The organism is Streptococcus mitis SK1080 (assembly GCF_000220085.1).
GTDB lineage: Bacteria > Bacillota > Bacilli > Lactobacillales > Streptococcaceae > Streptococcus > Streptococcus mitis_K.
The window spans coordinates 157,875-181,894 of sequence record NZ_AFQV01000023.1 but is presented as its reverse complement, the minus strand read 5'-3'; the positions used below and the strand labels follow the sequence as shown (position 1 = coordinate 181,894).

Annotated in this window: 21 protein-coding genes; 2 read left to right on the top strand and 19 right to left on the bottom strand. The window is 41.1% G+C overall.

The window, feature by feature from the left end; genetic code table 11:
* Positions 1-5: 5 nt before the first annotated feature.
* Positions 6-176 carry a DUF3042 family protein gene (locus HMPREF9957_RS10135; RefSeq protein ID WP_001051780.1) on the top strand — a complete coding sequence of 57 codons (171 nt, stop codon included), beginning with the start codon at positions 6-8 and terminating at the stop codon, positions 174-176.
* Between the two features lie 47 nt (positions 177-223).
* Here HMPREF9957_RS10135 and HMPREF9957_RS10130 read toward each other — a convergent pair whose 3' ends face one another.
* The 9 genes from HMPREF9957_RS10130 to HMPREF9957_RS10090 form a co-directional block, all read right to left on the bottom strand.
* Positions 224-1,063 carry a thymidylate synthase gene (locus HMPREF9957_RS10130; RefSeq protein WP_000158631.1) on the bottom strand — a complete coding sequence of 280 codons (840 nt, stop codon included), beginning with the start codon at positions 1,061-1,063 and terminating at the stop codon, positions 224-226.
* 96 nt (positions 1,064-1,159) lie between these two features.
* Positions 1,160-2,119 (bottom strand): ROK family glucokinase, encoded by a 960-nt coding sequence (locus HMPREF9957_RS10125; RefSeq protein WP_000078563.1) that lies wholly within the window; start codon positions 2,117-2,119, stop codon positions 1,160-1,162.
* 104 nt (positions 2,120-2,223) lie between these two features.
* Positions 2,224-3,471, bottom strand: a complete 1,248-nt coding sequence (gene ldcB / locus HMPREF9957_RS13815) for an LD-carboxypeptidase LdcB/DacB (protein ID WP_001042487.1) — start codon at positions 3,469-3,471, stop codon at positions 2,224-2,226.
* A 49-nt stretch (positions 3,472-3,520) separates the two neighbouring features.
* Entirely contained in the window at positions 3,521-4,138 is a 618-nt protein-coding gene (locus HMPREF9957_RS10115; RefSeq protein WP_000779716.1) for an alpha/beta fold hydrolase, read from the bottom strand.
* Entirely contained in the window at positions 4,139-5,860 is a 1,722-nt protein-coding gene (gene pabB / locus HMPREF9957_RS10110; RefSeq protein ID WP_000554846.1) for an aminodeoxychorismate synthase component I, read from the bottom strand.
* 73 nt (positions 5,861-5,933) lie between these two features.
* Positions 5,934-11,738 (bottom strand): ZmpA/ZmpB/ZmpC family metallo-endopeptidase, encoded by a 5,805-nt coding sequence (locus HMPREF9957_RS10105; protein WP_000751574.1) that lies wholly within the window; start codon positions 11,736-11,738, stop codon positions 5,934-5,936.
* A 2-nt stretch (positions 11,739-11,740) separates the two neighbouring features.
* Positions 11,741-12,304, bottom strand: coding sequence for a TIGR01440 family protein (locus HMPREF9957_RS10100; RefSeq protein ID WP_000659521.1), 564 nt, complete (start codon positions 12,302-12,304; stop codon positions 11,741-11,743).
* A gap of 114 nt (positions 12,305-12,418) precedes the next feature.
* Positions 12,419-14,110 carry a cache domain-containing sensor histidine kinase gene (locus tag HMPREF9957_RS10095; RefSeq protein WP_000831090.1) on the bottom strand — a complete coding sequence of 564 codons (1,692 nt, stop codon included), beginning with the start codon at positions 14,108-14,110 and terminating at the stop codon, positions 12,419-12,421.
* Entirely contained in the window at positions 14,107-14,844 is a 738-nt protein-coding gene (locus HMPREF9957_RS10090; RefSeq protein ID WP_000222624.1) for a response regulator transcription factor, read from the bottom strand. Before HMPREF9957_RS10090 ends, HMPREF9957_RS10095 begins: the two co-directional genes overlap by 4 nt.
* Positions 14,845-14,923: 79 nt before the next feature.
* Here HMPREF9957_RS10090 and HMPREF9957_RS13625 point away from each other — a divergent pair, with 79 nt between their 5' ends.
* On the top strand, positions 14,924-15,064 hold the full coding sequence (locus tag HMPREF9957_RS13625; RefSeq protein WP_004242593.1) for a hypothetical protein: 141 nt from the start codon (positions 14,924-14,926) through the stop codon (positions 15,062-15,064).
* Positions 15,065-15,226: 162 nt separating this feature from the next.
* Here the strand turns inward: HMPREF9957_RS13625 and msrB are convergent, their stop codons facing one another.
* From msrB to HMPREF9957_RS10035, 10 genes are all read right to left on the bottom strand, one after another.
* The gene (gene msrB / locus HMPREF9957_RS10080; RefSeq protein WP_000998571.1) at positions 15,227-16,339 is read right to left on the bottom strand and encodes a peptide-methionine (R)-S-oxide reductase MsrB; all 1,113 of its coding nucleotides are present in this window, start codon (positions 16,337-16,339) and stop codon (positions 15,227-15,229) included.
* Between the two features lie 9 nt (positions 16,340-16,348).
* On the bottom strand, positions 16,349-16,915 hold the full coding sequence (locus HMPREF9957_RS10075) for a redoxin family protein (RefSeq protein WP_000759273.1): 567 nt from the start codon (positions 16,913-16,915) through the stop codon (positions 16,349-16,351).
* Positions 16,916-16,928: 13 nt separating this feature from the next.
* Positions 16,929-17,639 carry a thiol-disulfide oxidoreductase-associated membrane protein CcdA2 gene (gene ccdA2 / locus HMPREF9957_RS10070; RefSeq protein WP_000368748.1) on the bottom strand — a complete coding sequence of 237 codons (711 nt, stop codon included), beginning with the start codon at positions 17,637-17,639 and terminating at the stop codon, positions 16,929-16,931.
* A gap of 165 nt (positions 17,640-17,804) precedes the next feature.
* Complete coding sequence (locus HMPREF9957_RS10065) at positions 17,805-18,353, bottom strand: GNAT family N-acetyltransferase (RefSeq protein WP_000835671.1); 549 nt, start codon at positions 18,351-18,353, stop codon at positions 17,805-17,807.
* 394 nt (positions 18,354-18,747) lie between these two features.
* Positions 18,748-19,572, bottom strand: coding sequence for an ammonia-dependent NAD(+) synthetase (gene nadE, locus HMPREF9957_RS10060; protein ID WP_000058021.1), 825 nt, complete (start codon positions 19,570-19,572; stop codon positions 18,748-18,750).
* The gene (locus tag HMPREF9957_RS10055; protein ID WP_000283135.1) at positions 19,569-21,029 is read right to left on the bottom strand and encodes a nicotinate phosphoribosyltransferase; all 1,461 of its coding nucleotides are present in this window, start codon (positions 21,027-21,029) and stop codon (positions 19,569-19,571) included. The genes nadE and HMPREF9957_RS10055 overlap by 4 nt, the downstream gene beginning before the upstream one ends.
* Before the next feature lie 115 nt (positions 21,030-21,144).
* The gene (locus HMPREF9957_RS10050) at positions 21,145-21,633 is read right to left on the bottom strand and encodes a DUF6773 family protein (protein WP_000247408.1); all 489 of its coding nucleotides are present in this window, start codon (positions 21,631-21,633) and stop codon (positions 21,145-21,147) included.
* Positions 21,623-21,832, bottom strand: a complete 210-nt coding sequence (locus HMPREF9957_RS10045; RefSeq protein ID WP_001107500.1) for a helix-turn-helix transcriptional regulator — start codon at positions 21,830-21,832, stop codon at positions 21,623-21,625. The genes HMPREF9957_RS10050 and HMPREF9957_RS10045 overlap by 11 nt, the downstream gene beginning before the upstream one ends.
* A gap of 328 nt (positions 21,833-22,160) precedes the next feature.
* A complete protein-coding gene (locus HMPREF9957_RS10040; protein WP_000273902.1) occupies positions 22,161-22,571 on the bottom strand; it encodes a GNAT family N-acetyltransferase in 411 nt (136 codons plus the stop codon).
* 100 nt (positions 22,572-22,671) lie between these two features.
* Positions 22,672-24,009: an amino acid permease gene (locus tag HMPREF9957_RS10035; protein ID WP_000439443.1), complete on the bottom strand. Its 1,338-nt coding sequence runs from the start codon at positions 24,007-24,009 to the stop codon at positions 22,672-22,674.
* Between the last annotated feature and the right edge of the window lie 11 nt (positions 24,010-24,020).

The following is a 24,020-nucleotide window of genomic DNA, read 5'->3' as shown; positions in this document are numbered from 1 at the left end:
GACTCATGGCTAAAGGATTCGCTAAAGGTCTTGTAACAGGTGTCGCAGGAACTGTCGCTGCCGTCGCAGGTGCAGTATACGCATTTAAAAAGAAAGTGATCGAACCAGAAGAGCAAAAAGCAGCTTTCATCGAAGAAAACCGTAAAAAAGCAGCTCGCCGCCGCGTATCACGTTAAGAAACAAAAGAAGTTGGGATTATTCTCAACTTCTTTTTTCTATTCTTTTAAATAGCTAGATCAAACTTCAACTGCGGCTTGACAGGGTCATAATCCACCAACTCAAAGTCCTCTGCTTTAATATCAAAGAAATTAGTCCCATCTGGCACATTCAAAACCAAACGTGGTTGGCAGTTTGACGGCTCACGTCGAAGCAATTCCTGAGCTTGTTCAAATTGATTGTCATAGATATGGAGATTGTTGATAAAGTAGAAGAACTTCCCAACCTTCCAGCCGAAATGCTTGGCAATCATCATTTGAAGAGCCACATACTGCATAGCATTGATGTGGTGGGCCACTAGCATATCATTCGAACGCTGAGTCAAGGTCGCATCCAGATAGATTTCTCCGTCTACACGGCGGACATCAAACATGGTCTGAAAGGCACATGGGAGTAGCCCATCTGTTTCTTCGAAAGCTTGGTAATCCCAGAGAGAAATGATATTCCGGCGGTTCCAAGGGTTGGTTTCCAACTGCTTGAGAAGCTTATTGATGATGTCGTGTTTCTTAACAACTGCACCATAGCGCTCACCAATGGTTCCTGTATCTCCCACTTCCCAGTCATTCCAATAGTGAACATTGTACTTATCATTAAGCACTTCTAGGCTATTAGACTGGTCTTGGTAAATCCAAAGTACTTCCTTGATGGCGGATTTAATTGCAATGGGACGCAAGGTTGTGATGGGAAATTCGCCCTTAGCCAAATCATACTCGGCAAATGCACCCGTTACATACTTGGAGTTGGCAACAGTCCCATCCTTGTACTTAGGACGAGCCTGCTCTGAGAAAACACCTTCCTTTAGAATGCGTTCAATATTCTCTTTAAAAATCGTATCTGCTTTTGTCATTTACTCTCACCTCATTTATTTCCTAACTAGTATAGCATAAAAAAGAAAAGAGGAACATTACTAACTCTAGGTTAGCATTTTTCCTCTCTCATTATCTTATTGCAATACAAGTGATGCTGCTCCGATAACCCCAGCGTCGTTCCCTAGAGTTGCAAGTGCTAATTTCGTTGAGGTACGTACTTGTGGGAAGCTATTTTCGTCGTAGACTTTTTGAACACCTTGTAGAAGGAATTCTCCCGCAGCTGATACACCACCACCGATAACGATTGTTGATGGGTTTAGGATTGAACCGATGTTGGCACAAGCAATTCCCAAGTAACGTGAGAAGTTACGGTAAACGATCAATGCAAGGTCGTCTCCTTCTTTTGCGAGGTCAAAGACTGTCTTAGCAGTTACTTCTTCTCCGTTATCAATCAAGCGTTTCAAGGCTGCATCGCCTTCGTATTCATCAGCATAGCGACGAGTCAAGTTGACAATCCCTGTTGCTGAAGCAACTGTCTCAAGACAGCCTTTTTTACCACAGGTACATGCGATTGGTTGGTCAAAGTCAACAGTGATGTGGCCAAGCTCACCTGCTGCACCAGCAACACCGTGAAGCAATTTGCCTTCTGCGACGATACCGCCACCAACACCTGTACCAAGTGTCATAAAGACAACGTCTGGTTGGTTATCACCAGCCCCCATCCAACGCTCACCAAGAGCCGCTACATTGGCATCATTATCAATGAAGAATGGAATACCCAAGGCTTTTTCAATTTTTTCTTTAATTGGTTGAAGGGTTTTCCAGTTCAAGTTGTAGGCACCAATAACTGTTCCTTTTTCACGGTCAACCACACCTGGTGATCCCATTCCAATACCTTGGAAGTCCGCCGCTACCAATCCAAGCAAGTCCAAACGATGTTGAATAGACTCAATCATATCATCAACGATATGACTTCCCTCATCCAAAATGTTGGTCTTGATAGACCATTTTTCTTGGATTTCTCCTGCTGTTGTTAAGATTGCAAATTTGATAGAAGTTCCACCAAGGTCAATCCCAATAATCTTTTGACTCATCATATTCTCCTTTTTCATTGTGTAGTAATTGAAAATGCTTACACTACTAGTATAACAAAATTCACTCATTTATGCAAAGGTTTGCATTCAACTAATATGAATTTTTAATCCAGATAGTCTCCACCATCAAATCCATAATATTCCTCTAGTGTCAAACCACTTGCAGCAATGTCTTTAGCTTCTTTCCCAATATAGCGCAAATGCCACTCCTCATGCATATAACCAGTTATACTTTCCTTACCACGAGGATATCGAACAACAAAGCCATAGTCTGGTGCATGATCCAATAACCATTGAGCCGCACCAGCATCTTCAACTAATTGACCATCTGTGCCAATCACATCAAAAGCAAGTCCTGTCTGATGTTCACTATATCCAGGACGGGCGGAATAACGATCCGCAGCAGCCTGTCCCTCTTGGTTCACATAACTTTGATACAATTGTGCTTGAGTTGCATAACTTCTAAATCCACTATAATTATCGCTAATAGCGTAGCCTTCTTCCTTCATCTGTTCAATCAGTTTTAAAAAGGCTGCTTTTGCAGTAGCATTTTCACCTGGATAGTAATCTTTAGACATAGGATAGTGTTTATTAGCAACCACAATTTCATCATACTTCCCTTGAAGGCTATAATAGGACCCTTTATTGCTTACTTTTGAATTAGCTTTCCACAAACCAGTGGTATCTACATAATAACGTCCACCATCAACCCATTCATTGACAGCCATTTTACCATCTGATTTCAAATAGTAATTCCCTTGCCACGTGCTGTAAGCGTAAGATCCATCTGATGTCAAGTAATACCAAGCTTGGTAAGAAGAGTCATAAACCCATTCACCTTTAGCCATTTTACCATCTGATTTCAAATAGTAATTTCCTTGCCATGTACTATAAGCATACGAACCATCTGATTTCAAGTAATACCAAGCTTGATAGGATGAATCATAAATCCATTCGCTCTGGGCCATTTTCCCGTCTGCTTTCAGGTAATAGCTTCCCTTCCAAGCATTTTTCACTGGATTTCCATTTCCATCAAAGTAGTACCAAGCGCCATCCTGCTTAACCCAACCACTTGTTGTTGATGAACTTGTATCAGTTTGAGTTGTAGTCTCTTGTTTTGCTTTAAAAGCACCCTTAGGGGCATTTTTCAATTCACAAGCCACACCATCATGGTCGCGATCTAACTTGGCAGAATAACCAGGATCCCCCTTATGAAAATCTGAATAGCCATTAGCCCAAGCTTCCTTACAGCTAGAAAAATGGATGTTTTCTTCTGCTAAAACAGATTGTGAAAACAAGGCTAAAACTGACAACGTCGCCAAACTCATTTTAAAAAATAGACGTTTGTTCATTACTTTCTCCTATAGGAATGTTATCTATTTCAATATTATTTTATCAAACTTATGTCAGCAATTCAAGGAAACTTCTGGTCTTTTCTACAAACTCCTTTGGTTTTTCCTTATTCAAGACATGAGGGCCGTCTGGGATAATCTGAAATTGGGATTCTGATATTAGTTTATGAAGACTTCTCATAGAACTAAGATTCGGTTTATCTTTGCTGCCACAAATTAGTAAGGTTGGATAGGGGCAAATCCCTGCTATATCCGTTAAATCAAGTGTCTTCAATTCCTCAGAAACTCCGACCATAAGAGCTTTGTCTGCTCCCTGTTTTTCAAATACTCTTTTGGGAAGTAATTTAAATAACAGCAACTGAAGATAAAATAGGATATTCCCTGCTAACTTTAGCGGACATCCTGACAGAACCAAAGCTCGGAGATTTGGTAAATCATAACTGGAAAGTTCTAGTGCCAGGGCAGCACCTAAGGACAATCCAACCAAAACAAAAGGTTCTGTCTCTTGAGATAGATGCTGATAAACTCGCTCCTTAGCTTTTTGATAGCTACTAACTCCAGAAGGAAATAAGTCTAAAGCTTCAGAGGGATAATCTGTTAGTAGATTCCGAACTTCTTTCCAACTCTCTGCTGACTGCCCTAAACCGTGTAAAAATACCAGTTTCATCTAGTTCTCCTCTAGGCTTAATTCATACAAACCTCTCACTGCATTACAGGCGTAAATATCTTCTGCTTGGGCTAAATCTGCCAAGGTCAAGACTGTCTCTTCTACCTGTCCTGTTTCCAGCAAGTGCTGACGATAAATTCCTGGCAAGATACCGAGTCTGATAGGCGGTGTGTAGAGTTTCCCAGCAATTTTCAAAACCAAATTTCCGATAGAGGTTTCAAGCAGTTCTCCTGACTTATTGCAGTAAATCTTCTCTTGCTCCCCTAGGTTTAAATGAGGTCGGTGAGTCGTTTTGAAGTAGATAAAAGCTTGTTGCAAATTGGCTTCCTGAAGGCAGAGTTTGGCCTGACAGAAATGTGGACTAAGAGGTGTTAAGATTTGTCGACTAAGTTCTATCTTTCCAGACTTACTGAGACTAATTCGCAAACGGTAGTCTTGATCAACATCACAAGCTTGGCACTCTGCCTCTATCTTTTGTCTCAGTTCTTCTGCATCATAAGGAAAGGCAAAATATCGACTTGCTTTTCTCAGTCTTTCCAGATGCTGTTCTTCAAACAGAAGTTGTTTTTGGCTGATTTTTCCAGTTGAAATTAATTGGAAACGAGCTTGTTTACGATAGAGAACAGCTGCCTTTTGATGAACCTCACGGTATTCAGATTCCCAAGTGCTATCCCATGTAATGCCTCCTCCAACTCCATAGATGGCTTTCCCCTTGTAGAGTTGAATAGTCCGAATGGCCACATTAAAAATCCGTCGTCCATTTGGAAGCAAGAGACCAATGGTTCCACAGTAGACTCCACGCGGTTGTGGCTCTAAGTCCTTGATAATCTCCATTGTCGCAATTTTCGGTGCGCCCGTTATGGAACCACAAGGAAAGAGTGAGCGGAAGATTTCAACAAGGTTCACATCCTCTCGCAACTGACTCTTGATGGTCGAAGTCATCTGCCAAACCGTTGAATACTGTTCTACTTGGCAAAGATGCTCCACGTGCTCGCTCCCCACTTCAGAAATACGGTTCATATCATTGCGCAAGAGGTCTACGATCATCATATTTTCAGACCGATTTTTAGGATCCTGCTCCAACCAGCCAGCCTGTTCAAGATCTTCTTGGTCAGTTACCCCACGCTGAGTCGTTCCCTTCATTGGACGAGTCGTTAATTCTCGGCCATTTTGCTCAAAAAAGAGCTCTGGACTCATGGAAATCACTGCCATCTCGTCATGTTCAACATAGGCATTGTAGCCCGCCTCCTGCTCTACCACCATACGATTGTAGATGGCAAAAGGATTGGCAGACAACTCCTGCTTGAGTTGGACGGTGTAGTTGACCTGATAGGTATCTCCCTGCCGCAAATGATGATGTATCTGTGCAATAGCCTTTTCATAGTCTGCTGCAGACGTTACTTCCTGCCAATTTGACGGCATATCAACTTCGTCATAAGTTAACGGAATACTAGATTTCTCTACACTATCATGAACCGTAAAGTAGAGCAGATACTCTCCCAACAAGGGTGCAGGGTGAACAGCTAATTTCTCCTCAAAAGCCGGTGCCGCCTCATAGCTAACATAACCAACCACATAATAGCCTTGCTCTTGGTAGCTTTCCACTTGTGCCAGCAAATCTGCCACTTCTGTTACATTTCTCGTTTTTAACTCTTTAATCGGCTGGGTAAAGATGTATCTCTCCCCCAAAGTCCTAAAATCAATCACTGTTTTTCTATGCATATTTCAAGTATAGCATAAAAAGGCAGATCAAGAAAAACTTAATCTACCTTTTTACTCATCTATTTAATACAATCTATGCTTTAAAAAGATTTCCTGAGAATCCGTCTGTATTTTTAAGAAGTGCTTTGAAGACTTTTGATTTAAGTTCCACCGTTTTAGCTGTTCCTCTACCTGCTAGATCAGCCTCAACCGCTTTATCAAATAAGACTTTTAGTTCAGCATAATTTGTAATTTGTTTACCATCAATCTCAATGGCAGTAAATCCTTTGTCAGCTTTTGCTTTGACTTCCCTGAACCATTCTTTCTTCCAGTCTTCAAGGTTAGTGAATCTTCCATTAGAAACTTTCTTGATAATAAAGTCGTCGCCGAGTAAACCTTTATTTTCACTGTTTGCAGCACCTTGATATTTGCTAGATGCATATCCAACAAATCCATTCTCATATCCGAAGTAACCCCACATACGGAATGTATTGTGTTTGAAGGATGCAGCACCAGGTGCACCTTGACTCGTATTACCGCCATAGATACCGGTCATCATATTCATATTAACATAAGCTGACCCAAAGTCTGATGGATTATAAGTACCATCTCCAGGAGCACCATGTTTAGTAATCAAGTTGTTATCTACCAAATCATCAATTGTATTGATGACTACTTTTTTCTCATCCTCTGTCAACTCACGAATTTTATCGAACTGATGACCTGAATTTCCACTACGGTATTGTCGATCCATTTTCTTGAACCAGCGACTCGTATTTCCATTTAACTGCGGTAATACAGCATCAGCCTCAAGATGGTCTAACATCATCATTGCTTCGTTATAATTCTTCATATAATGATCAATCGCTTCACGTGAATTTAACTTATCAGGATCTGGGTTATACCATTGATTTCCATCATTTTGACGATGATAAGCCATATTAATACCAAGAGCACCATATTCACCATTAGAAGTAGAACTATCAGGCGTTTGTAACATACCCTGCGCATACGCTTCAAGATCTGTACCTTGACGATGTCCATGACCACCAAGATAGGCCATACGGTCATTGACGTGAGTAGTCTCATGTGTAAAGGCAGAAATACCGAATGGTTCAAACATATTTGTTATCATGAAGAAAACTTGTTCATCATTTTGTGGTGAACCATAAATTCTAGCAGTCGCACCCATACGCCAATCTGTCTGATGCCAACGACCGGTCGGACCAAATAATTCACGAACAGGGGTTGCGACTTTTCCACCGTCAGCATAACCCATACGATTAGCTCCGCCAATACCTGCATAAGCTTGGTTATCCCATACTGGTGTTGGGACCATATTTTGGCTCTTAAGTAGTTGATCACGAACATTTGGAAGTGCAAGACGTGACCAGAAGTCTAAGTATGTTTGTTGAGCTTTTGCAACTTCTTGAATACGTGCTTTATAGGCTTCACGTTCAGCTTCAGTGTTCTTACCATATTTCTCAAACGAGCTGTATGCCATGGTATTATAAGTTGAAATCAAGATAATATGTGATTTTTTCAAGTTCAACAATGGTAGAATCATACGAGCATGCATGTTATTATTTAGACCATCAAAGACGCGATGACGTTTATTTTTGAAGTCTGGATTTGTTGTTTCAGGTTCTACAACATAAACATTTTTCGCTGAGTGAATAAACCAATCATTAAGATCCGTGTCATTTGTGAAGAGATGCATATTATAATCTAAGAAACTACGTAAATCACCTTTACCAGTATCTCCTGCAATCATTTCACGGTACGCATCTTGAGTTCTATCACCCTTCAAGTTCTTTTCTTGTGAGCCAATTCGAATTAATCTGTCAATAACACTTGGTGTCTTGCCATAGAAATCTGGTTTAAACATCATCATATTCTTAATGTTCAAGTCACCATATTCAATTCCATAATAACGATTGAGGTAAGTAAGTGCCATCATAATTTTAGCTTTGTTATCTTCCACTTTCTTAAGAAGTGCTTTCATGGCTGCCTCATCACCATTTAACTGATGATCTTCATTTTCAACAAGAGCTTTTACTAACTTATCAAGATTTGCTTTTGTATCTACAAAACTTTCTTCAAGGTATAATGCAGGAACATTATTTGAAATCGTACGAACTTCAGGAGATTCAAGAGTAATTGTATCTAATTTCGCTTTCACATCGGCAATCAAAGCATCACGATTTTTCACAATCATATTTGGTGTGTAAACTACGTCACCCAAACCATCAATGCTATATTCACGCACTTGCTGAACTTTAGAATCGGCTTTGATCGTAACAGCTTTTTCTTCTTTCGTACCATCAGCATAATGAATCATAATCTTATCAACATCTGACAAGTCTGTTACAAATTGTCCATCTTTCATACCAGTTACAGATAATACTTCAGTCGTTAATAATTTAGATCCTTCTGGAATCTTATTCCCTTGATTGATAATCCACTCTTTATTGTAGAACGGTTGAAGTTTTTCAATATTACGGTATGCAAGTTCACGTTCTGCATTATAATCTTGAGTAGTTTTGTACGTGTCTTCTTTATACGCTACGTGATTCAGTTTATCAGTCAAATATGGTGTGATTTCATATTTATCAGCTGTGATATTGAACGAAGCAATACGTTTATCCGCTTCTGCTTGATTGACACCCTTAATTTGTTTCGAACGGTTATAAGAAACGTTACCTGATGCAACATCGTTCACATACACATTGTTCTTGAAGTAATCAAATCCGAAGTATGGGTCACCTGAGTCAACTGATCCAGAACCATACATCATCTCACCATTTGTCACTTTCATCATGCTTACGTTATTTTCAACCCAACCCCAGTCATAGTTTTCATGAATTAAACCACCACTTTGATTGTTCGTTTGAAGCGTCATGGTACCTTTGACAACAGATTTTGTTAATCGACCTTTTTGTTTAACATCATTTGGATTTCCACCATGGTTGACTTTGGCAACAAGTCCACCAAATTTAGCATTGTTAGCTTTAATGTTCGCGTCAACATAAGAACTGTCTACGTTACTTCTCCAGCTTTCGCTGACAAGTCCACCAGACCACCAACCTTTATTACCAACGCTTGTGATGTTACCAATAAAGGCTACATTACGCATATTGGATTCATCTAGTTTGTTGACCATACCTGTAACGTCGTTATTACCAACCACATTACCTGTAACTTTAATATTCTCAATCGTTGAGTTCTTAAATAGTTCTCCAAGTGGAGCTGTTTTATCAGCCCACGGCATATTGATATTCACATTACCAAAGTTGATATCATGAATATGAGCGTTTTCCACACGATTGAACAACGGACGAGCTAGGTTGTGAATGGTATAACGTTTATCACCTTCACTATACAACTTACCTTTAAAGGTGTTCGTCACGTATTGTTTATTCGGAGTCGGAACATTCACAGCATTCAAGTCTGCACCAAGTTTGAACTCACCCCTTGGATTAGCTTGCATATCTTTTACAAGCTCGTTGAAGTTGTAGTAAACGTTACCTTCTTTTGATTTTTGTTTTTCAAAGTAATGAACATACTCTTCACTTAGTGTATCATCTTCTCTACGTTGAACTAAGTCTGGTGCTTTTGCTACCACTTTGTACAATGTTTTCCCATCTACAACAACTTCTTCAACAGAACTTACTGCAAGTCTTGTCACTTTGTTGTCATGAGTTGTCACACGTAAATATAATGGAGAAATATCTGTCGGTTTTTCAGTCAGTAAGCTCTTATCTGTTTCGTTACCTGCATCATCTACACTCATTAAGCTTGTTTCTTTGATGTTTTTGATTTCAACTTTTTTAAGGTCTAATTGAATTTGTTTATCTTCTAACTTCTCAGTTTCTTCACCTTCTCCACGATCATAAACCATTGTAGTAGATAGGGTGTAACCTTGATAATATTTCAATTTATCTAAAGTAGCGTTTAAATTATTTTCAGCTACTGTTACTTCTTTAACAACTTGTCCATCTTTATCTTTTAGCGCTAATTTGATGGATTTAATTTCTACTCCAGCTGGCTTAGTCAATGTATAACTAGCTGTCGCACTCTTCTTCAAGACATCTTTTTCAGTATTAGCCCATTGTAATGTTGGTTTTTCTAACCCTTTTGTACCATTCTTAATAATTTTATCTTGAGGTGCTTGAAGAACTTTTTCTTCTACTGTTGGAGCGTCATTTGTTTTTTCTCCACGAATCGTTTTATAGGTTTCAGTAATTTGTTTCTTACCATTTACACCTTCTTGAGTAACTTTAGTTGTTCCACGTTTTAAAGTGTCATCATCTTCTGTTTTTGTAGCGAAAGGAATGACTTCTTCTCTTGTTTCAACTTTTGTTCCTTCAATCGGTTTTGTACCTTTTTTAATAATTTTAGAAATAGCAGGAGTTTTCACTTCTGTAGTTGTAGAAACGACCTTATCTGTTTCTACACCTTCCACTGTTTCATAAGTTGTTTTCGTAACTTGAACTCCTTTAGAACCAGGGCTTTCAACTACTTCGTCACCCACATATTTTGTATCATCCGGAACTACTTCTGTTGTGAAATCCAATTCACTTTCGGTAGACTTCTCAACTGTACCTGTTGTTACTTTATATTCTGGATTGACTTCTTGTACTGGTGCTTGACCTTCTTGACCAGGTTCTTGAGTTCCCTTTGTTGAAACTGGTTTTTTATATTCAGGAAGTTCTGGCTGTGTGAGAGCTTGTCCTGTTTTCCCCTCCTCTTGAGTTCCTTTTTCTTCTACTGAGGCCTCTGGTAATTCAGGTTGCGTTAAGGCTTGGCCTGCTCTACCTTCTTCTTGGGTTCCTTTAGCTACTTGATGTGTTTGCTCAGTTTGTGGTACTGGAGTTGGGGCAGGTTGTACCTCTTTCTTCGTTCCGACTGCAATGACTTGCGACACAGGATTTTGAATCACTTGGTCTTCAATGACTTCTCTAACTTCTTGACCATTGACCATCGATACTTTAGATACAAGACGACGCTGACCATTTACTCCAGCTGTGACAATACGAGTCTCTCCTTCTGCTAGATTCGCATCTGGTCTTGTGACCGTTTCAAAAGAAATCTCCACCAAGCTCTCTTCCTGTCTTGTCTGAGGCTTCTCAGAAACTGGTTTTACTTCAACCGCAGGAGCAACTGGAGTCTCTACTACAGGATTCTCAACGATAGTTTCTGGAGCAACAGCAGGTCTTTCTTGAACTACTTCTGTTTTCTCGATTTCATTTGCACTTTGCTTTTCTACTGGCAACTGAGGCTGCTCAGCTGAAGCTGGTCTTGAGGGATGGAGTTCTGCTTCCTTAAAGTATCCAATATATTCATAGCCATCAATGTGGATGATTCCTTCAGCCAAGCCTTCATGGGTAGTAGTCGAAATAGTTTGGTTATAAGAAAGCAATTCTTTATTTTCAAACGCAAATGTCCCATAAGGTACAAAGGTGCTGGCTCCTAAAGAACCAATCAAGAGAACACCTAGAACCTCTTTACGACCTTTTTTTGACACCAAAAAGACTGCTAGCGAGGCCGTTGCTAAGCCAAGGCCTGCCAAGGTTAATTCTTTACTTCCTGTGTAAGGAAGTTGTTGACTGTCAGTTGCCTTCTTGCGATAAACTACATAGAGAATATCATCATCTTGAAACTCTGTAGGAACTTCATGGTGAATTAGAGCTTTTTCAGACTCGGTCAATTCCTGCTCCGCCAAATAACGGTAATGAACGCTATGAGCACCACCGACTTCATTGGCTTGAACCTTATCTACTAAAAGGGTACTGGCACCAAAAAGGAAGGCCCCAATGGCTACAGGACCTACCCCAACAGTTAGCTTACGAATCGAATATTTTGTGATTTTTTCTAGTTGTTGTTTTGTTTTTTTCATTTTTACGACTTTCTGATAGAATCTTGTGGATAATGCGCACGCGCACCTCCGATTAATTTTGGACGGCTAGCAAGAGCCGTTACATGGGCATGCCCAATTTCTCTCAAAAGAGGGCGAATCGGAACCTGAACATGCTTGACATGCATGCCAATTGCAGTGTCTCCGATATCCAATCCAGCATGGGCCTTGATAAATTCAACCTCGACTGGATCCTGCATAAACTTGAAGGCTGCCAACTGACCTGAACCTCCTGCATGGAGAGTAGGAAGGACACTGACGATTTCCAAACCAAACTGCTCTGCCACCTGACGTTCAACGACGAGGGTCCGATTGACATGTTCACAACCTTGAACAGCTAGATGAATTCCTTTTTTCTCTAAGATATCTAGGATGGTCTTTACAATGATTTCCCCAATTTCTTGGCTGGATTCCTTGCCAATCTGACCACCTATCACCTCACTAGAAGAAAGGCCCAAAACAAAGATAGATCCTTGCTTCAAATTGGCCTTTTCTAATACATCTTTTACAATCTGGCTTGTTTCTCTTTGAATGTCTTTTTCCTTCATACTTGATACCTCTTTTGTCATTATCTATCATATCGTTTTTTCTACGTTTTAGCAAGATAGACAACCTAGAAAGCTTGCCCAATTACGCATAAAACTCCCAGAATGAACTGGGAGTTAGCTAATTTCTATTCCATTTATGTATATTTCAACCGTCGTCCCTTTTGAGGGGACAGAATCGATCTTCATCTGGTAGTGTTCTCCAAAATGAAGTTTGAGCCGTTGATCAACATTTTGAAGACCAACTCCCCCACGTTTGAGTTGACTTTGACTACTATCGCTAGCATCTTGGAAACCAACTCCATCATCCTCAATACGGATGACCATTCCTGAATCCTGTTTCTGAACAGAAACTCTAATATGTCCCTTACCTTCCTTTTCCTTAATGCCATGGTAAAGAGCATTTTCTACCAAGGGTTGTAAGACCAACTTGGGCAAGACTAGATTATCAAAGGCAGGATTTTCCTCAATCTCATATTCCAGCTTATCCCCATAACGTTGTTTCTGGATAAAGAGATACTGGCGGACATGATTGATTTCGTCAGACAGGCAAATCAAGTCCTTTCCTTGATTGAGCGCTAAGCGGAAATAGGTTGCCAAAGACTTTGTCACCTGCACCACTCGCTGACTATCTTGAAATTCAGCCATCCAGATGATGGTGTCCAAGGTGTTATAGAGGAAATGCGGATTAATCTGGCTTGATAGGGCTTGAAGTTGGTACTGACGGGTCGTTTCTTCCTGCCTGAGAACATCTGCCATCAGCTGATCAATCTGATCCAACATGGTATTAAATTGGCGAGTCACTTCTCTCAGTTCATGGGCACCAGTTTCCTTGGCACGCAGATTCTGATTACCAGAAGCAATCTCCAGCATGGTTTCTCTCAAGTCATTCAGAGGAGCAATCCAGCGTTTAAGACTAAGCCACACCAAGCAGAGACAGGCAAGAAGAGAGGCGAAACTGGCTCCAAGCAAGGTCCACATGAGTTGACTCCTAACCTGGTCTAACTTCTCCAACGAAGACACACCAAGCACCGTCCAATCAGTTCCAGCAATCTTTTCTTGGCTGACATAGGATTTGTGGTCTGGAGTATAACCCTTCCCTGTCTCGATGTAGGGTTTCATGGCCTCCATTTCGCTAGACGAACTATAAACTGTGTGTTGAGGATGGTAAACAAATTCATGGTTTTCATTGATGATAAAGGCAAAGCCCTGCTGCCCCAACTGGAGTTGATTGAGATAGGCTTCCAGAGTTTCGTAGGAAATATCCAAACGAAGCACGCCCAGATTGGCTCCCTTTGCATCAACAAGTTCCTGAGTGACAGAAATGACCCACTGACTATCTGATTTACGAGCTGGTGTCAAAACTGGCTTAGACCCCTGATGAATAGCCTTTTGGTACCAATCCTCAGCCATCATATCAGAAGAAGTTTTCATCTGCACACTATCATCTGTAGAAATGATTTGACCGGATTTGGTCACCAGCACAACAGTTTTCAAGTCCTGATCTGCCTTTAAGATGGTCAAAAACAGATCTCGAATTCCCTTGATCTTGTCTTGACTGGGATTCTCAGCATAGGCCAGAACATCCGTCTGCTGGGTCAAACTAGTCGAGGTGGTTTCTAATTTTTTGATATAAGACTGAATAAAGTGGCTAGTCTGGCTGATGGTCGTTTGGCTGTTGCCCTCAATGGTGGCCTCAATGGCTGAAGAACTAGATTGATAGTAAAAAGTCCCAACCAGAGCTAGGAGAATGAGAAAGACCAGAAAGATGGAAATAACCATTCTGACTAGGAGAGAAGAACGCTTCATCGACCTCCCCCTTTCTTAAACTGACGAGGCGTCACACCTGCAATCTGTTTAAAACGTTGGGTAAAATAGTTCATATCTTCAAAGCCAACCTTCTCTGCGATCTCATAAATCTTCAGATCTGTAGTTAAAAGCAAGAGCTTGGCTTGTTTGACACGCTCTCTTACCAGATAATCCTGAAAAGGCAAGCCCAACTCTTTCTTAATCAAGGAGCTCAGATAAGTTGGACTAAAGCCCAAGTCACTGGCCAAAGACTTTAAACTAAATTGGCTATCAGCCAGATGGGAGTGGATTTTCTGAGCCAGGTTTCCCTCAAACTTATCGGTCAATAAATCTTGTAACTGCTCTTCCTTTTCTTCCTTGTCTAGTTTTTGCTTGATTTTCCCCAACATCTCCTCAATGTCCTGACGGGAAAAGGGTTTGAGCAGGTAGTCATCCACACCGAGTTTGACAGCAGACAAGGCATAATCAAAATCATCGTAGCCTGTCAAAAAAACTAGATGCACCTGAGGATAGGTTTCTCGTACCAGACTGGCCAACTGGATTCCATTTAGCTGAGGCATGTTGATATCGGTTAAAATGATATCTGGCACCTGCTTTTGAATCAATTCCCAAGCCTGCCTTCCATTTTCAGCCTGACCGATGATTTCCATATCGTAGGCTGCTACATTGACCAACTTGGTCAAGCCTTGTCTTACCAGATATTCATCTTCTACGATTAAGATTGTGTAGGTCATGCTTCTCTCCTTTGTCACTTACTAGTATCAGTATAGCAAAATTCTCCTCTAACTGCTTAGGAAAGACTTCTTATACTCAATGAAAATCAAAGAGCAAATTAGGAAGCTAGCCACAGGTTGCTCAAAATACAGCTTTGAGGTTGTGGATAGAACTGACGAAGTTAGCTCAAAACATGGTTTTGAGGTTGTGGATAGAGAGACTGGGCAAAAAGTCTTTTAAATTAGAAAACGCATAGTATCAGATGTTAAAAATTCTTGATATTATGTGTTTTATTGTTAGAAAATTTGCTTTATTTTCTCCTCAAATTGAGTTTTTGCCCAGTCTCAACCCTACCCACTGTAAGCCGATTCTGACGTGGTTTAAAGCGATTTTCGAAGAGTATTAATCGACATAATCTAGTAAATAAGCATAGCCTTTTTCTTCCATTTGGTCTTTGGGAATAAAGCGAATGGAAAGACTATTGATACAGTAGCGCAAGCCACCCTTGTCCTGTGGTCCGTCCGTAAAGACATGGCCAAGGTGAGAATCTCCAACTCGGCTCCGCACTTCCATGCGTGTCATATTGTAGGACTTGTCTTCCTTGTAGGTGGCAACATCTGGGCTGATGGGCTGGGTGAAACTAGGCCAACCACAACCAGACTCAAACTTGTCCTTTGATGAAAAGAGAGGTTCGCCAGTTGCCACATCCACATAGATACCAGATTCAAATTTATCCCAGTAGCGGTTTGAGAAAGCTCGTTCTGTTTGATTTTTCTGGGTAACTGCATACTCCTCAGATGACAAGGTTTTTTTCAATTCCTCATCACTTGGTTTGGGGTATTTGCTGGCATCAATGACGGGATAGGCTGCCTGATTGACATTGATATGGCAGTAGCCATTTGGATTTTTCTTGAGATAGTCTTGGTGGTAATCCTCTGCCACTACAAAATTCTTCAAGGTCTCCTTTTCAACTGCTAGAGGTTGATCGAATTTCTTAGCCACCTCATCAAAGACTTGGTTAATTACCTCTAAATCCTTGTCATCTGTGTAATAAACACCAGTACGGTACTGGGTTCCCACATCATTTCCTTGTTTATTTTTGCTAGTTGGATTGATAATGCGGAAATAGTGAAGCAGGATTTCCTTGAGAGAAATTTGCTTGGCATCATAGGTGACATGAACAGTCTCCGCATGACCTGTTTGGTTAATCAATTCGTACTTGGTTGTTTCCCCTCTACCATTTGCATAGCCTGATACGGCATCTGTCACCCCAGGAACGCGTGAGAAATATTCCTCCACTCCCCAGAAACATCCCCCAGCTAGATAAATTTCATGCAAGTCTGTATCTTTACTCACTTCTGTTTTTTTCACTGTTTTTCCTCCTTGGCTAACTGCCGCTTTCTCAATTTGCGAGGCATCTGTCTGCCCTGCATTTCGCATCAATAGAAAATAGAAACCGGTTATGGCTAGGAAAAAGATTCCTGCCAAGACAAACAATTTTACTTTATCATTCATGGCCTTTCTCTACCCCACTTCTTTCAATGTTTTTAAAATCATATCCTTATCCATAAAACCAGGTTGCGTTTTGACCAGCTTTCCTTCCTTGTCTATAAAGGCTTGAGTTGGGTAAGAACGGACACCATAACTTTCCAATAGTTTGCCCGACGGGTCAATTAGAACTGGGAAATTTTTATAATCCAAACCCTTGTACCAATTCTTAAAGTCCGCTTCTGCTTGTTCTCCCTTGTGACCAGGAGATACCACTGTCAAGACCACATAGTCGTCTCCAGCATCCTTAGCAATTTCATCCGTATCCGGAAGACTAGCCAGACAGATAGAACACCAAGAAGCCCAGAATTTGAGATAGACTTTCTTGCCCTTGTAATCAGACAAGCGGTAGATCTTGCCGTCTACTCCCGTTAGTTCAAAATCAGATACCTCTTTTCCTTTAGCCGCGCTTGTTTTGCTAGCTGTCTGCTCCATCTTCATTTCATCTTTCATTTGGTGTTCACTAGTCATGGACTTGCCTGAACAAGCCGTCAAACAAAGGAGCGAACCTGCTCCAAGAACACATGTTTGCCATTTTTTCATTTCTTTTTCCTCTCTATTCAAATAATGTAGTCAAAATGGAAGCATTTCCCAAAAGCACCAAGATTCCCATCACGATAATGAGGAAACCACCCACTTTTTTGAGAATCCCGAGATAGGGATGAAGTTTTCGGAAATGTTTCAAAACATAACTAGAGGCTAGAGCTAGAACCAAAAATGGTAGCGCCAAACCCAACGTGTACACCAACATGAGACCCGCTCCCTGCCAAGCACCTGAGCCACCTGAAGCCGCCAAGGCCAAAACAGAGCCAAGAACCGGCCCCACACAAGGCGTCCAAGCAAAACTAAAGGTCAAGCCCAATAAAAATGCCTGACTATAGCCCTTACCATTTTGCCCCTGTCCTTGCAGTTGTAACCTCTTTTCCTTATAAAGCCCCTTAAAGCGTAGAATCTCCATCTGGTGCAAGCCTAAGAGAATGATAACCGCACCCGTCACATATTGGAACCAAGAAGCATAAAGCAAGTCGCCTAAAAAACCAGCTCCATAACCCAGTAAAATGAAGATAAAGGATATCCCTGCTATAAAGGCCAGAGTTTGCAATAAACTGACAACTGAGATTGAAAATTTGCCACTAGAAGCCTGAGCACCATCTTTATCATCCAACAAGACCCCTGCATAAACCGGTAACAAGGGTAAGATACAAGGAGAAAAGAAGGAGAGAATTCCAGCAAGAAAAACACTGATAAAAAAGATAATATTATCCATTGCCTTCCTCCATTCTTTGATTTGATAGGACTATTATAGCCCCAAAACTCAAGAAAAAACAGGGACAATGATAGGGAAAAATAGGAATTTAATCAGGTTATTTAGAAATCTTGCAAAAAAAGCCAGACAAAGTCTGACTTGGATGGAAACAGAAAAGAAAATTCACTAGTCTTCCCTACTTATCTGATAATAAATAAGGTCCGCAAGATAGCCTTTTCTCTCTACACCATTGCTAATAGTCTTTAGATAGGACATCCCTGCTTTCTCCATGACACGACCTGAAGCTGGATTGAGACTGGCATAACGTGCCTTGACTTTTTGAAAGTCTACTTGAGTAAAACAGAAGTCCAAGACAGCTTTCAAGGCCTCTGTCATCATACCATGACCCCAGTATTTCTTGCCTAGCACATAGCCAATTTCACAAGAAGAATCGTTCTCATCTATTGCAACGATGCTGATATCTCCTATCACCTGCTCCGGGTTTTCTTTGAGACAAATGGCCCATTTGTAATAGTTGGTATTAGCATAGGAGGCAATCCAATTACGAATCGAGTTTCGAGTCACATCGACATCAGGATGGGGATCCCAAGTGACATAGGTTAGATTCTCAGCAGACGAAGCCCAATTCTGAAACATGGCTTCTGCATCACTTTCCACAAATCTTCGTAATATTAAACGATCTGTCTGTAACATTTGCGTACCGATAGATTTCATTACGCTACCTCGCTTTCTGATAGATGATTCTCTGCCCAACCTCAATTTAAATTTACTTTGCTTTTGAATTTCCAGGTAAGAAGCTAAAAAGGTCCACTGGACCTTCTGCGCTTTCTCATTTATAGGCTCAGGGTAAAAAGACTAAACTCAGTAATAACTAAAAAACAAGTTTTTCATCTAGTTCCTTGACGCAGTCGCTGTCTGGTTTGAAATGCGCTCTAGCAAGCTTTTTCAAACCTAGTCATCGTTGCGGGGGTGAGACGACGAAATCGAACTCTGTGAGTTACCGGACCTTCCTCGTTTTCTTGTTTCCGTGCTCGGGGTAAAAACCTCCACTGGAGGTTCCTCATTTTCTTATTTCTAAACTCGGGGTAAAAAGGTCCCCCGGACCTTTTTACTCCCAAAAGTCATCGAATACGGTGATGGGTAGGTGGCGTTTATGTTGGCCTTTGTGCCACCAGTTTTCGATTGTTACTTGGGCTTCTGGGCTGATTGTTTTGCCTTCTAGGTAGTCGTCAATCTCTTCATAAGTGACTCCGAGGGCTACTTCGTCAGCTAGACCTGGTTTGTCTTCTTCTAGGTCTGCTGTTGGGATTTTTTCATAAAGTGCTGGGTCTGCACCAAGTTCCTGCAAGAGTTGTTTTCCTTGGCGTTTATTGAGGCGGTAAAGAGGGAGAATATCCGCACCACCGTCACCAAACTTGGTAAAGAAACCTGTGATATTTTCCGCGGCGTGGTCTGTTCCAATGACCGCTCCGCTATGTGCACCTGCCAGGGCATACTGAGCAATCATACGGCAACGTGCCTTGATATTGCCCTTGTTAAAATCTGAAACAGGACTACCTGTCGCTTCAACTGCTGCCGTCATGGCGTCAGCTGATTCCTTGATATTCACAACCAAGCTGATATCTGGTTGGATGAAAGCAAGAGCTTTTTGAGCATCTGCTTCATCAGCTTGCACTCCGTATGGCAGGCGGACAGCGATAAATTTGTAGCTGTCATCTCCCGTTTCAGCTCGCAGTTCTTCTATAGCTAGTTGGGCTAAACGTCCTGCTAAGGTTGAGTCTTGTCCTCCAGAAATCCCTAGTACAAAGGTTTTTAGGAAGGGATGTTTTTTCAGATATCTTTTTAAGAAATCAATAGAACGACGGATTTCTTCCTGGGCATCAATCACTGGTTTCACGCCCAGTTCTTGGATAATCGTTTCTTGCAAACTCATTCTTCTTCTCCTTCACCAAGGGCTTCCTTACGCATTTTGTCAATCAAGTCCATCTTATCTTGCCATACATCACGCGCCAAATCCACTGGATAATGCTGAGGATTGAGCACGCGCTTGTACTCATCCCAAAGCTTGTCAAATTCCTTACGAGCATAATCCTGAATCTCAGTCAAACTAGGCAAGCTGTAAGTCAATTTCCCATCTTTAAAGATATCCACCAAGAGAGGAACGGCATCAAAATTACGAACCGTCTTCTTGATGTAAGTATAAGTCGGATGGAACATCTTGATTTCTGTCATACTGGAAACATCTACGCCATCATAAGTGATATAGTCGCCTTCTGACTTGCCTTTTTCACGACTGGTAATGCGCCACACCTGCTTCTTACCTGGCGTAGACACTTTTTCCGCATTATTAGACAGCTTAATCGTATTGCGCATGTTCCCATTTTCATCTTCGATGGCCACAATCTTATAAACTGCCCCAAGAGCTGGCTGGTCATAGGCTGTAATTAGCTTGGTTCCCACACCCCAGACATCAATCTTGGCCTTTTGCATCTTGAGGTTGAGGATGGTATTTTCATCCAAATCATTAGAAGCATAAATCTTAGCCTCTGTAAATCCAGCCTCGTCCAGTTGCTGACGGACTTTCTTAGAAATGTAGGCAATATCCCCAGAGTCAATCCGCACACCCATAAAGTTAATCTGGTCACCCAGCTCACGCGCCACCTGAATGGCCGCTGGCACACCGATACGAAGGGTGTCATAGGTATCCACAAGAAAAACGCAATTTTTGTGGGTCGCAGCGTAAGCCTTGAAGGCCTCATAGTCGTTACCATAAACCTGCACCAAGGAATGGGCATGGGTCCCCAAGACAGGAATGTCAAAGAGTTTACCAGCGCGCACGTTGCTGGTTCCATTGGCTCCACCAATCACCGCTGCGCGTGTTCCCCAGATAGCCGCATCCATTTCTTGAGCCCGACGTGTCCCAAACTCCATCAAGGGTTCATCTTCAATAACCGAGCGAATACGAGCTGCCTTAGTCGCCACCAAGGTTTGGTAGTTGACGATGTTCAAAAGAGCCGTTTCGACCAATTGACATTGGGCTAGAGGGCCTTCAACTTGCACAATCGGTTCATTAGCAAAAACCAAGTCCCCTTCTTGGGCAGAACGAACGGTCAGCTCCAACTTGAAATTGCGGAGGTAGTCCAAGAATGCCCCATGATAGCCTAGAGACTCCAAATAGGCAATATCACTATCTGAAAAACGCAAGTCTTCAAGATAACTCACAATTCTTTCCAAACCTGCAAAAACCGCATAGCCATTCTTAAAAGGTTGTTGGCGGAAATACACCTCAAAGACCGCCTTTTTATTGTGAATCCCTTGGTCAAAGTAAACCTGCATCATGTTGATCTGGTACAAGTCCGTGTGCAATGTCAAACTATCATCTGGATACATACTTTTCCTACTTCCTTAACTAGAAATACATGAAAATTTTCAAAAACTTTCATGCATTCCAATAAATTAGTACTATTATATCACATTTTAGCTGGATTGAGAAAAGAGTAACAAGCTATTCTCCACTCTCCAGTTCATCCATATCTTGTTCAAACTTTTTCTGAGCCCATTCGCCATAGCTCTTAAGACCAAGATTGCCAATAAAGACCCAGGGAAGGTAAATAACATAAGTAATTGCCCAAGCAGATAGGTATTTAACGTTCAAAGGATTGTGCTGATAAATTTCTATGTTGAATTGATAATTCTGTAACATCAAAAGAGCCGTAATAGCCAAGGTTAAGAAAAAACAACCCAAAATCGTAAAATGAAAACGACTATAGTAAGTTACTCCCAGATAACGAGCACGATTAAAAAAGAAGAAAATTCCTACTATCAGTGTATACACTAGAAAATTCGGATTAAAAAGAGAGGGAGCTAATACAGCCACCAAATAGCTTAGAAGTACAAGCCCAATAAAGAGTGAAAAGGATTCTGCCCCAGCTTTATTGATTAATTGTTCTTCTCTTTCGTCAAGTAATTGATAATGAATGAATTTATTTACCATCTTCTTCCTCCCAAAATAGTTGGTCTAGAGTTTTCCCTAAACATCTGCAAATAGACTGGCAAAGCGAGAGACTGGGATTATATTTTCCCGCCTCTATCAAACCAATAGTCTGGCGCGTCACCCCCACAGCCTCTGCCAATTGACCTTGAGTTAAATCAAGCTCTACCCGAGCTAATTTTAATTTTAAATTTTTAGCCACCTGCGTCCTCCTTATAGTTTTAAAAAGTTGCGCCTCTTTTTAACAACATTATATCATATATCTAACTTAATGCAATATATAAATGTCATTTTGTAAAATTTTATTAACAAAAACTCTCTACCATAAAAAATAGAGAGTGTTGAATCTAAATATATGATTTCAAAATTTCGACGACATCACTTCTTTTCTTAACCTGATAAGCCTTGATTCCCACCTTCTCAGCTGCGATTGTATTGTCCTCAATATCGTCTAGAAAGACACAATTTGTAGGATTTAAGGGGTATTTTATCGAGACTTATGTCAAGCTCCCCTCTTTGCTTTATTCTCCTTACAAATCCTTTTGGTAATAATATCTTTTTCCTGTGTAGGGATAGTCTTGCAAAGAAAAGACTTCCTTGTAGCCATGCCTTTTATAAAAATCAGGAGCTTGAAACTGGTAAGTATTGACAAAAGCAAAACGACAGTTTCGATTCTTAGCTTCAGTTTCTGCTTGCTGCAATAGTCTTGAACCGATTCCTTGCCTTCTCAGTTCCTCTTTTACAAATAAATACTCGATTTCTAGCCAATTTCCAAAAGTCTCTGCTACTAAGCCTGCCAGGAGATTGCCCTTTTCATCTTCGACATAAAGATTAAGTGGCTCACTTTCAGCTTCTTCTCTTTTTGAACGATTATAAGCACGAATCAAATTCCCAATTTCCTGCGCTTTCTGGGATTCCTTATTTTCCAATCTAAAGTACATCCAAACCTCCTTAAAAACTGATACAGCTTGATTATAGTCTTATTTCAAAAGACTGTCAAACTAGCAAAAACCCACCAACCTGAGTTGATGAGTTTCAAATCTATTTTCTAAATTTCCACTGGCTGTAAATCCCGAAACCGATAATCCAAATAGCTGAACCAATTGCTCCGACAAATGTAGACTCTTGTAAAAAGAGAGTTACAAAGACAAAGACAAAGAAGAGCATGGTTAAGGGATTTAGGAAACGATAATGGGGCATGAGATAGCCATCCGCCATAAAGTCTGGTGACTTACGATACTTAAGGTGCGCCAGCATAATCAAGATATAAATGGCGATATAGACACCTGATGATGATGCTGTAATCAAGGCAAAGGCATCGGAAACACCTGGCAATACGTTGATAAAGGCTGCTAGGGCAATCAAGATTGCTGAAGCGATGATGGCATTTTGTGGCACATTATGGCGAGAAAGAGTATCTGCTTTGATAGCCTTTAAGAATGGATTTGGCGAATCATGAGCAATTTGGTATAAATGACGTCCTGTTGAATAAAGGGTTGAGTTAAGAGCAGATGCTGCTGACGTCAAGACGACAAAGTTAATCAAGGCCGCTGCCCACTTGATACCTGCCAATTCAAATACTGTAACAAAAGGTGAATCAGCAGAAGCCAGTTCACGCCACGGAATGATAGCCATGATGGCTAAGAGGGCACCACCGTAGAAAAAGGCGATACGCAAAGGAATTTCCTTAACGGCTTTTGGCAAGACCTGACGTGGATTTTTGGTTTCAGAAGTTGTTACCCCGATAAACTCAATCATGAGATAGGCAAAGAAAACCATCTGGAAGGCCATGACAAAGTTCACTCCACCATTAGGGAAGAGGGAGAAACTGTCGGTGATATTGGCCAAACTTGCTACTCCATGAGGTGTCTTAAAGCCAGTCAAGACCATAAAGACTCCTGTGGCGATCATAGCTAAAATAGCCACAATCTTAACCATCGCAAACCAAAACTCAACTTCCCCAAAGAGCTTCACCGCAATCAGATTGACCAAGGCTAGAATAGTCAAAAATCCAATCTCAATCATCCAACTTGGCCAGCTAGGGAACCAAAACTGAACATAATGAGAGATGGCTGTGATTTCCGCCATACCGATAAAGACAACGGATAGCCAGTAGGACCAAACTGAGAAATAGCCCCAGCCCTTACCCAAATGGCGCGTGATAAAGTTGATAAAGGTATGTTGCTCAGGATCTTGATAGAGCATTTCCCCAACCGCACGCATCATGAGGAACATAAAGGCTCCAGTAATCATATAAATCAGTACAATGGAAGGACCTGTTAGGCTGATAGAGCGACCTGCTCCCAAAAAGAGTCCTGTTCCGATTGTTCCAGCGATGGCCATAACCTGCACGTGACGATTGGTCAGACCACGCTCCATCTTATTTTTTT

What these genes read in the sequence shown, in the direction of transcription:
- ccdA2 (WP_000368748.1), bottom strand. Translation starts at nt 17,639, where the DNA reads ATGGATAATATTATCTTTTTTATCAGTGTTTTTCTTGCTGGAATTCTC.
- HMPREF9957_RS10035 (WP_000439443.1), bottom strand. Translation starts at nt 24,009, where the DNA reads ATGGAGCGTGGTCTGACCAATCGTCACGTGCAGGTTATGGCCATCGCT.
- HMPREF9957_RS10040 (WP_000273902.1), bottom strand. Translation starts at nt 22,571, where the DNA reads ATGTACTTTAGATTGGAAAATAAGGAATCCCAGAAAGCGCAGGAAATT.
- msrB (WP_000998571.1), bottom strand. Translation starts at nt 16,339, where the DNA reads ATGAATGATAAAGTAAAATTGTTTGTCTTGGCAGGAATCTTTTTCCTA.
- HMPREF9957_RS10135 (WP_001051780.1), top strand. Translation starts at nt 6, where the DNA reads ATGGCTAAAGGATTCGCTAAAGGTCTTGTAACAGGTGTCGCAGGAACT.
- HMPREF9957_RS10095 (WP_000831090.1), bottom strand. Translation starts at nt 14,110, where the DNA reads ATGAAGCGTTCTTCTCTCCTAGTCAGAATGGTTATTTCCATCTTTCTG.
- HMPREF9957_RS10100 (WP_000659521.1), bottom strand. Translation starts at nt 12,304, where the DNA reads ATGAAGGAAAAAGACATTCAAAGAGAAACAAGCCAGATTGTAAAAGAT.
- HMPREF9957_RS13625 (WP_004242593.1), top strand. Translation starts at nt 14,924, where the DNA reads ATGAAAATCAAAGAGCAAATTAGGAAGCTAGCCACAGGTTGCTCAAAA.
- HMPREF9957_RS10055 (WP_000283135.1), bottom strand. Translation starts at nt 21,029, where the DNA reads ATGTATCCAGATGATAGTTTGACATTGCACACGGACTTGTACCAGATC.
- nadE (WP_000058021.1), bottom strand. Translation starts at nt 19,572, where the DNA reads ATGAGTTTGCAAGAAACGATTATCCAAGAACTGGGCGTGAAACCAGTG.
- HMPREF9957_RS10130 (WP_000158631.1), bottom strand. Translation starts at nt 1,063, where the DNA reads ATGACAAAAGCAGATACGATTTTTAAAGAGAATATTGAACGCATTCTA.
- HMPREF9957_RS10115 (WP_000779716.1), bottom strand. Translation starts at nt 4,138, where the DNA reads ATGAAACTGGTATTTTTACACGGTTTAGGGCAGTCAGCAGAGAGTTGG.
- HMPREF9957_RS10065 (WP_000835671.1), bottom strand. Translation starts at nt 18,353, where the DNA reads ATGAAATCTATCGGTACGCAAATGTTACAGACAGATCGTTTAATATTA.
- HMPREF9957_RS10125 (WP_000078563.1), bottom strand. Translation starts at nt 2,119, where the DNA reads ATGAGTCAAAAGATTATTGGGATTGACCTTGGTGGAACTTCTATCAAA.
- HMPREF9957_RS10105 (WP_000751574.1), bottom strand. Translation starts at nt 11,738, where the DNA reads ATGAAAAAAACAAAACAACAACTAGAAAAAATCACAAAATATTCGATT.
- HMPREF9957_RS10090 (WP_000222624.1), bottom strand. Translation starts at nt 14,844, where the DNA reads ATGACCTACACAATCTTAATCGTAGAAGATGAATATCTGGTAAGACAA.
- HMPREF9957_RS10050 (WP_000247408.1), bottom strand. Translation starts at nt 21,633, where the DNA reads ATGGTAAATAAATTCATTCATTATCAATTACTTGACGAAAGAGAAGAA.
- ldcB (WP_001042487.1), bottom strand. Translation starts at nt 3,471, where the DNA reads ATGAACAAACGTCTATTTTTTAAAATGAGTTTGGCGACGTTGTCAGTT.
- HMPREF9957_RS10075 (WP_000759273.1), bottom strand. Translation starts at nt 16,915, where the DNA reads ATGAAAAAATGGCAAACATGTGTTCTTGGAGCAGGTTCGCTCCTTTGT.
- pabB (WP_000554846.1), bottom strand. Translation starts at nt 5,860, where the DNA reads ATGCATAGAAAAACAGTGATTGATTTTAGGACTTTGGGGGAGAGATAC.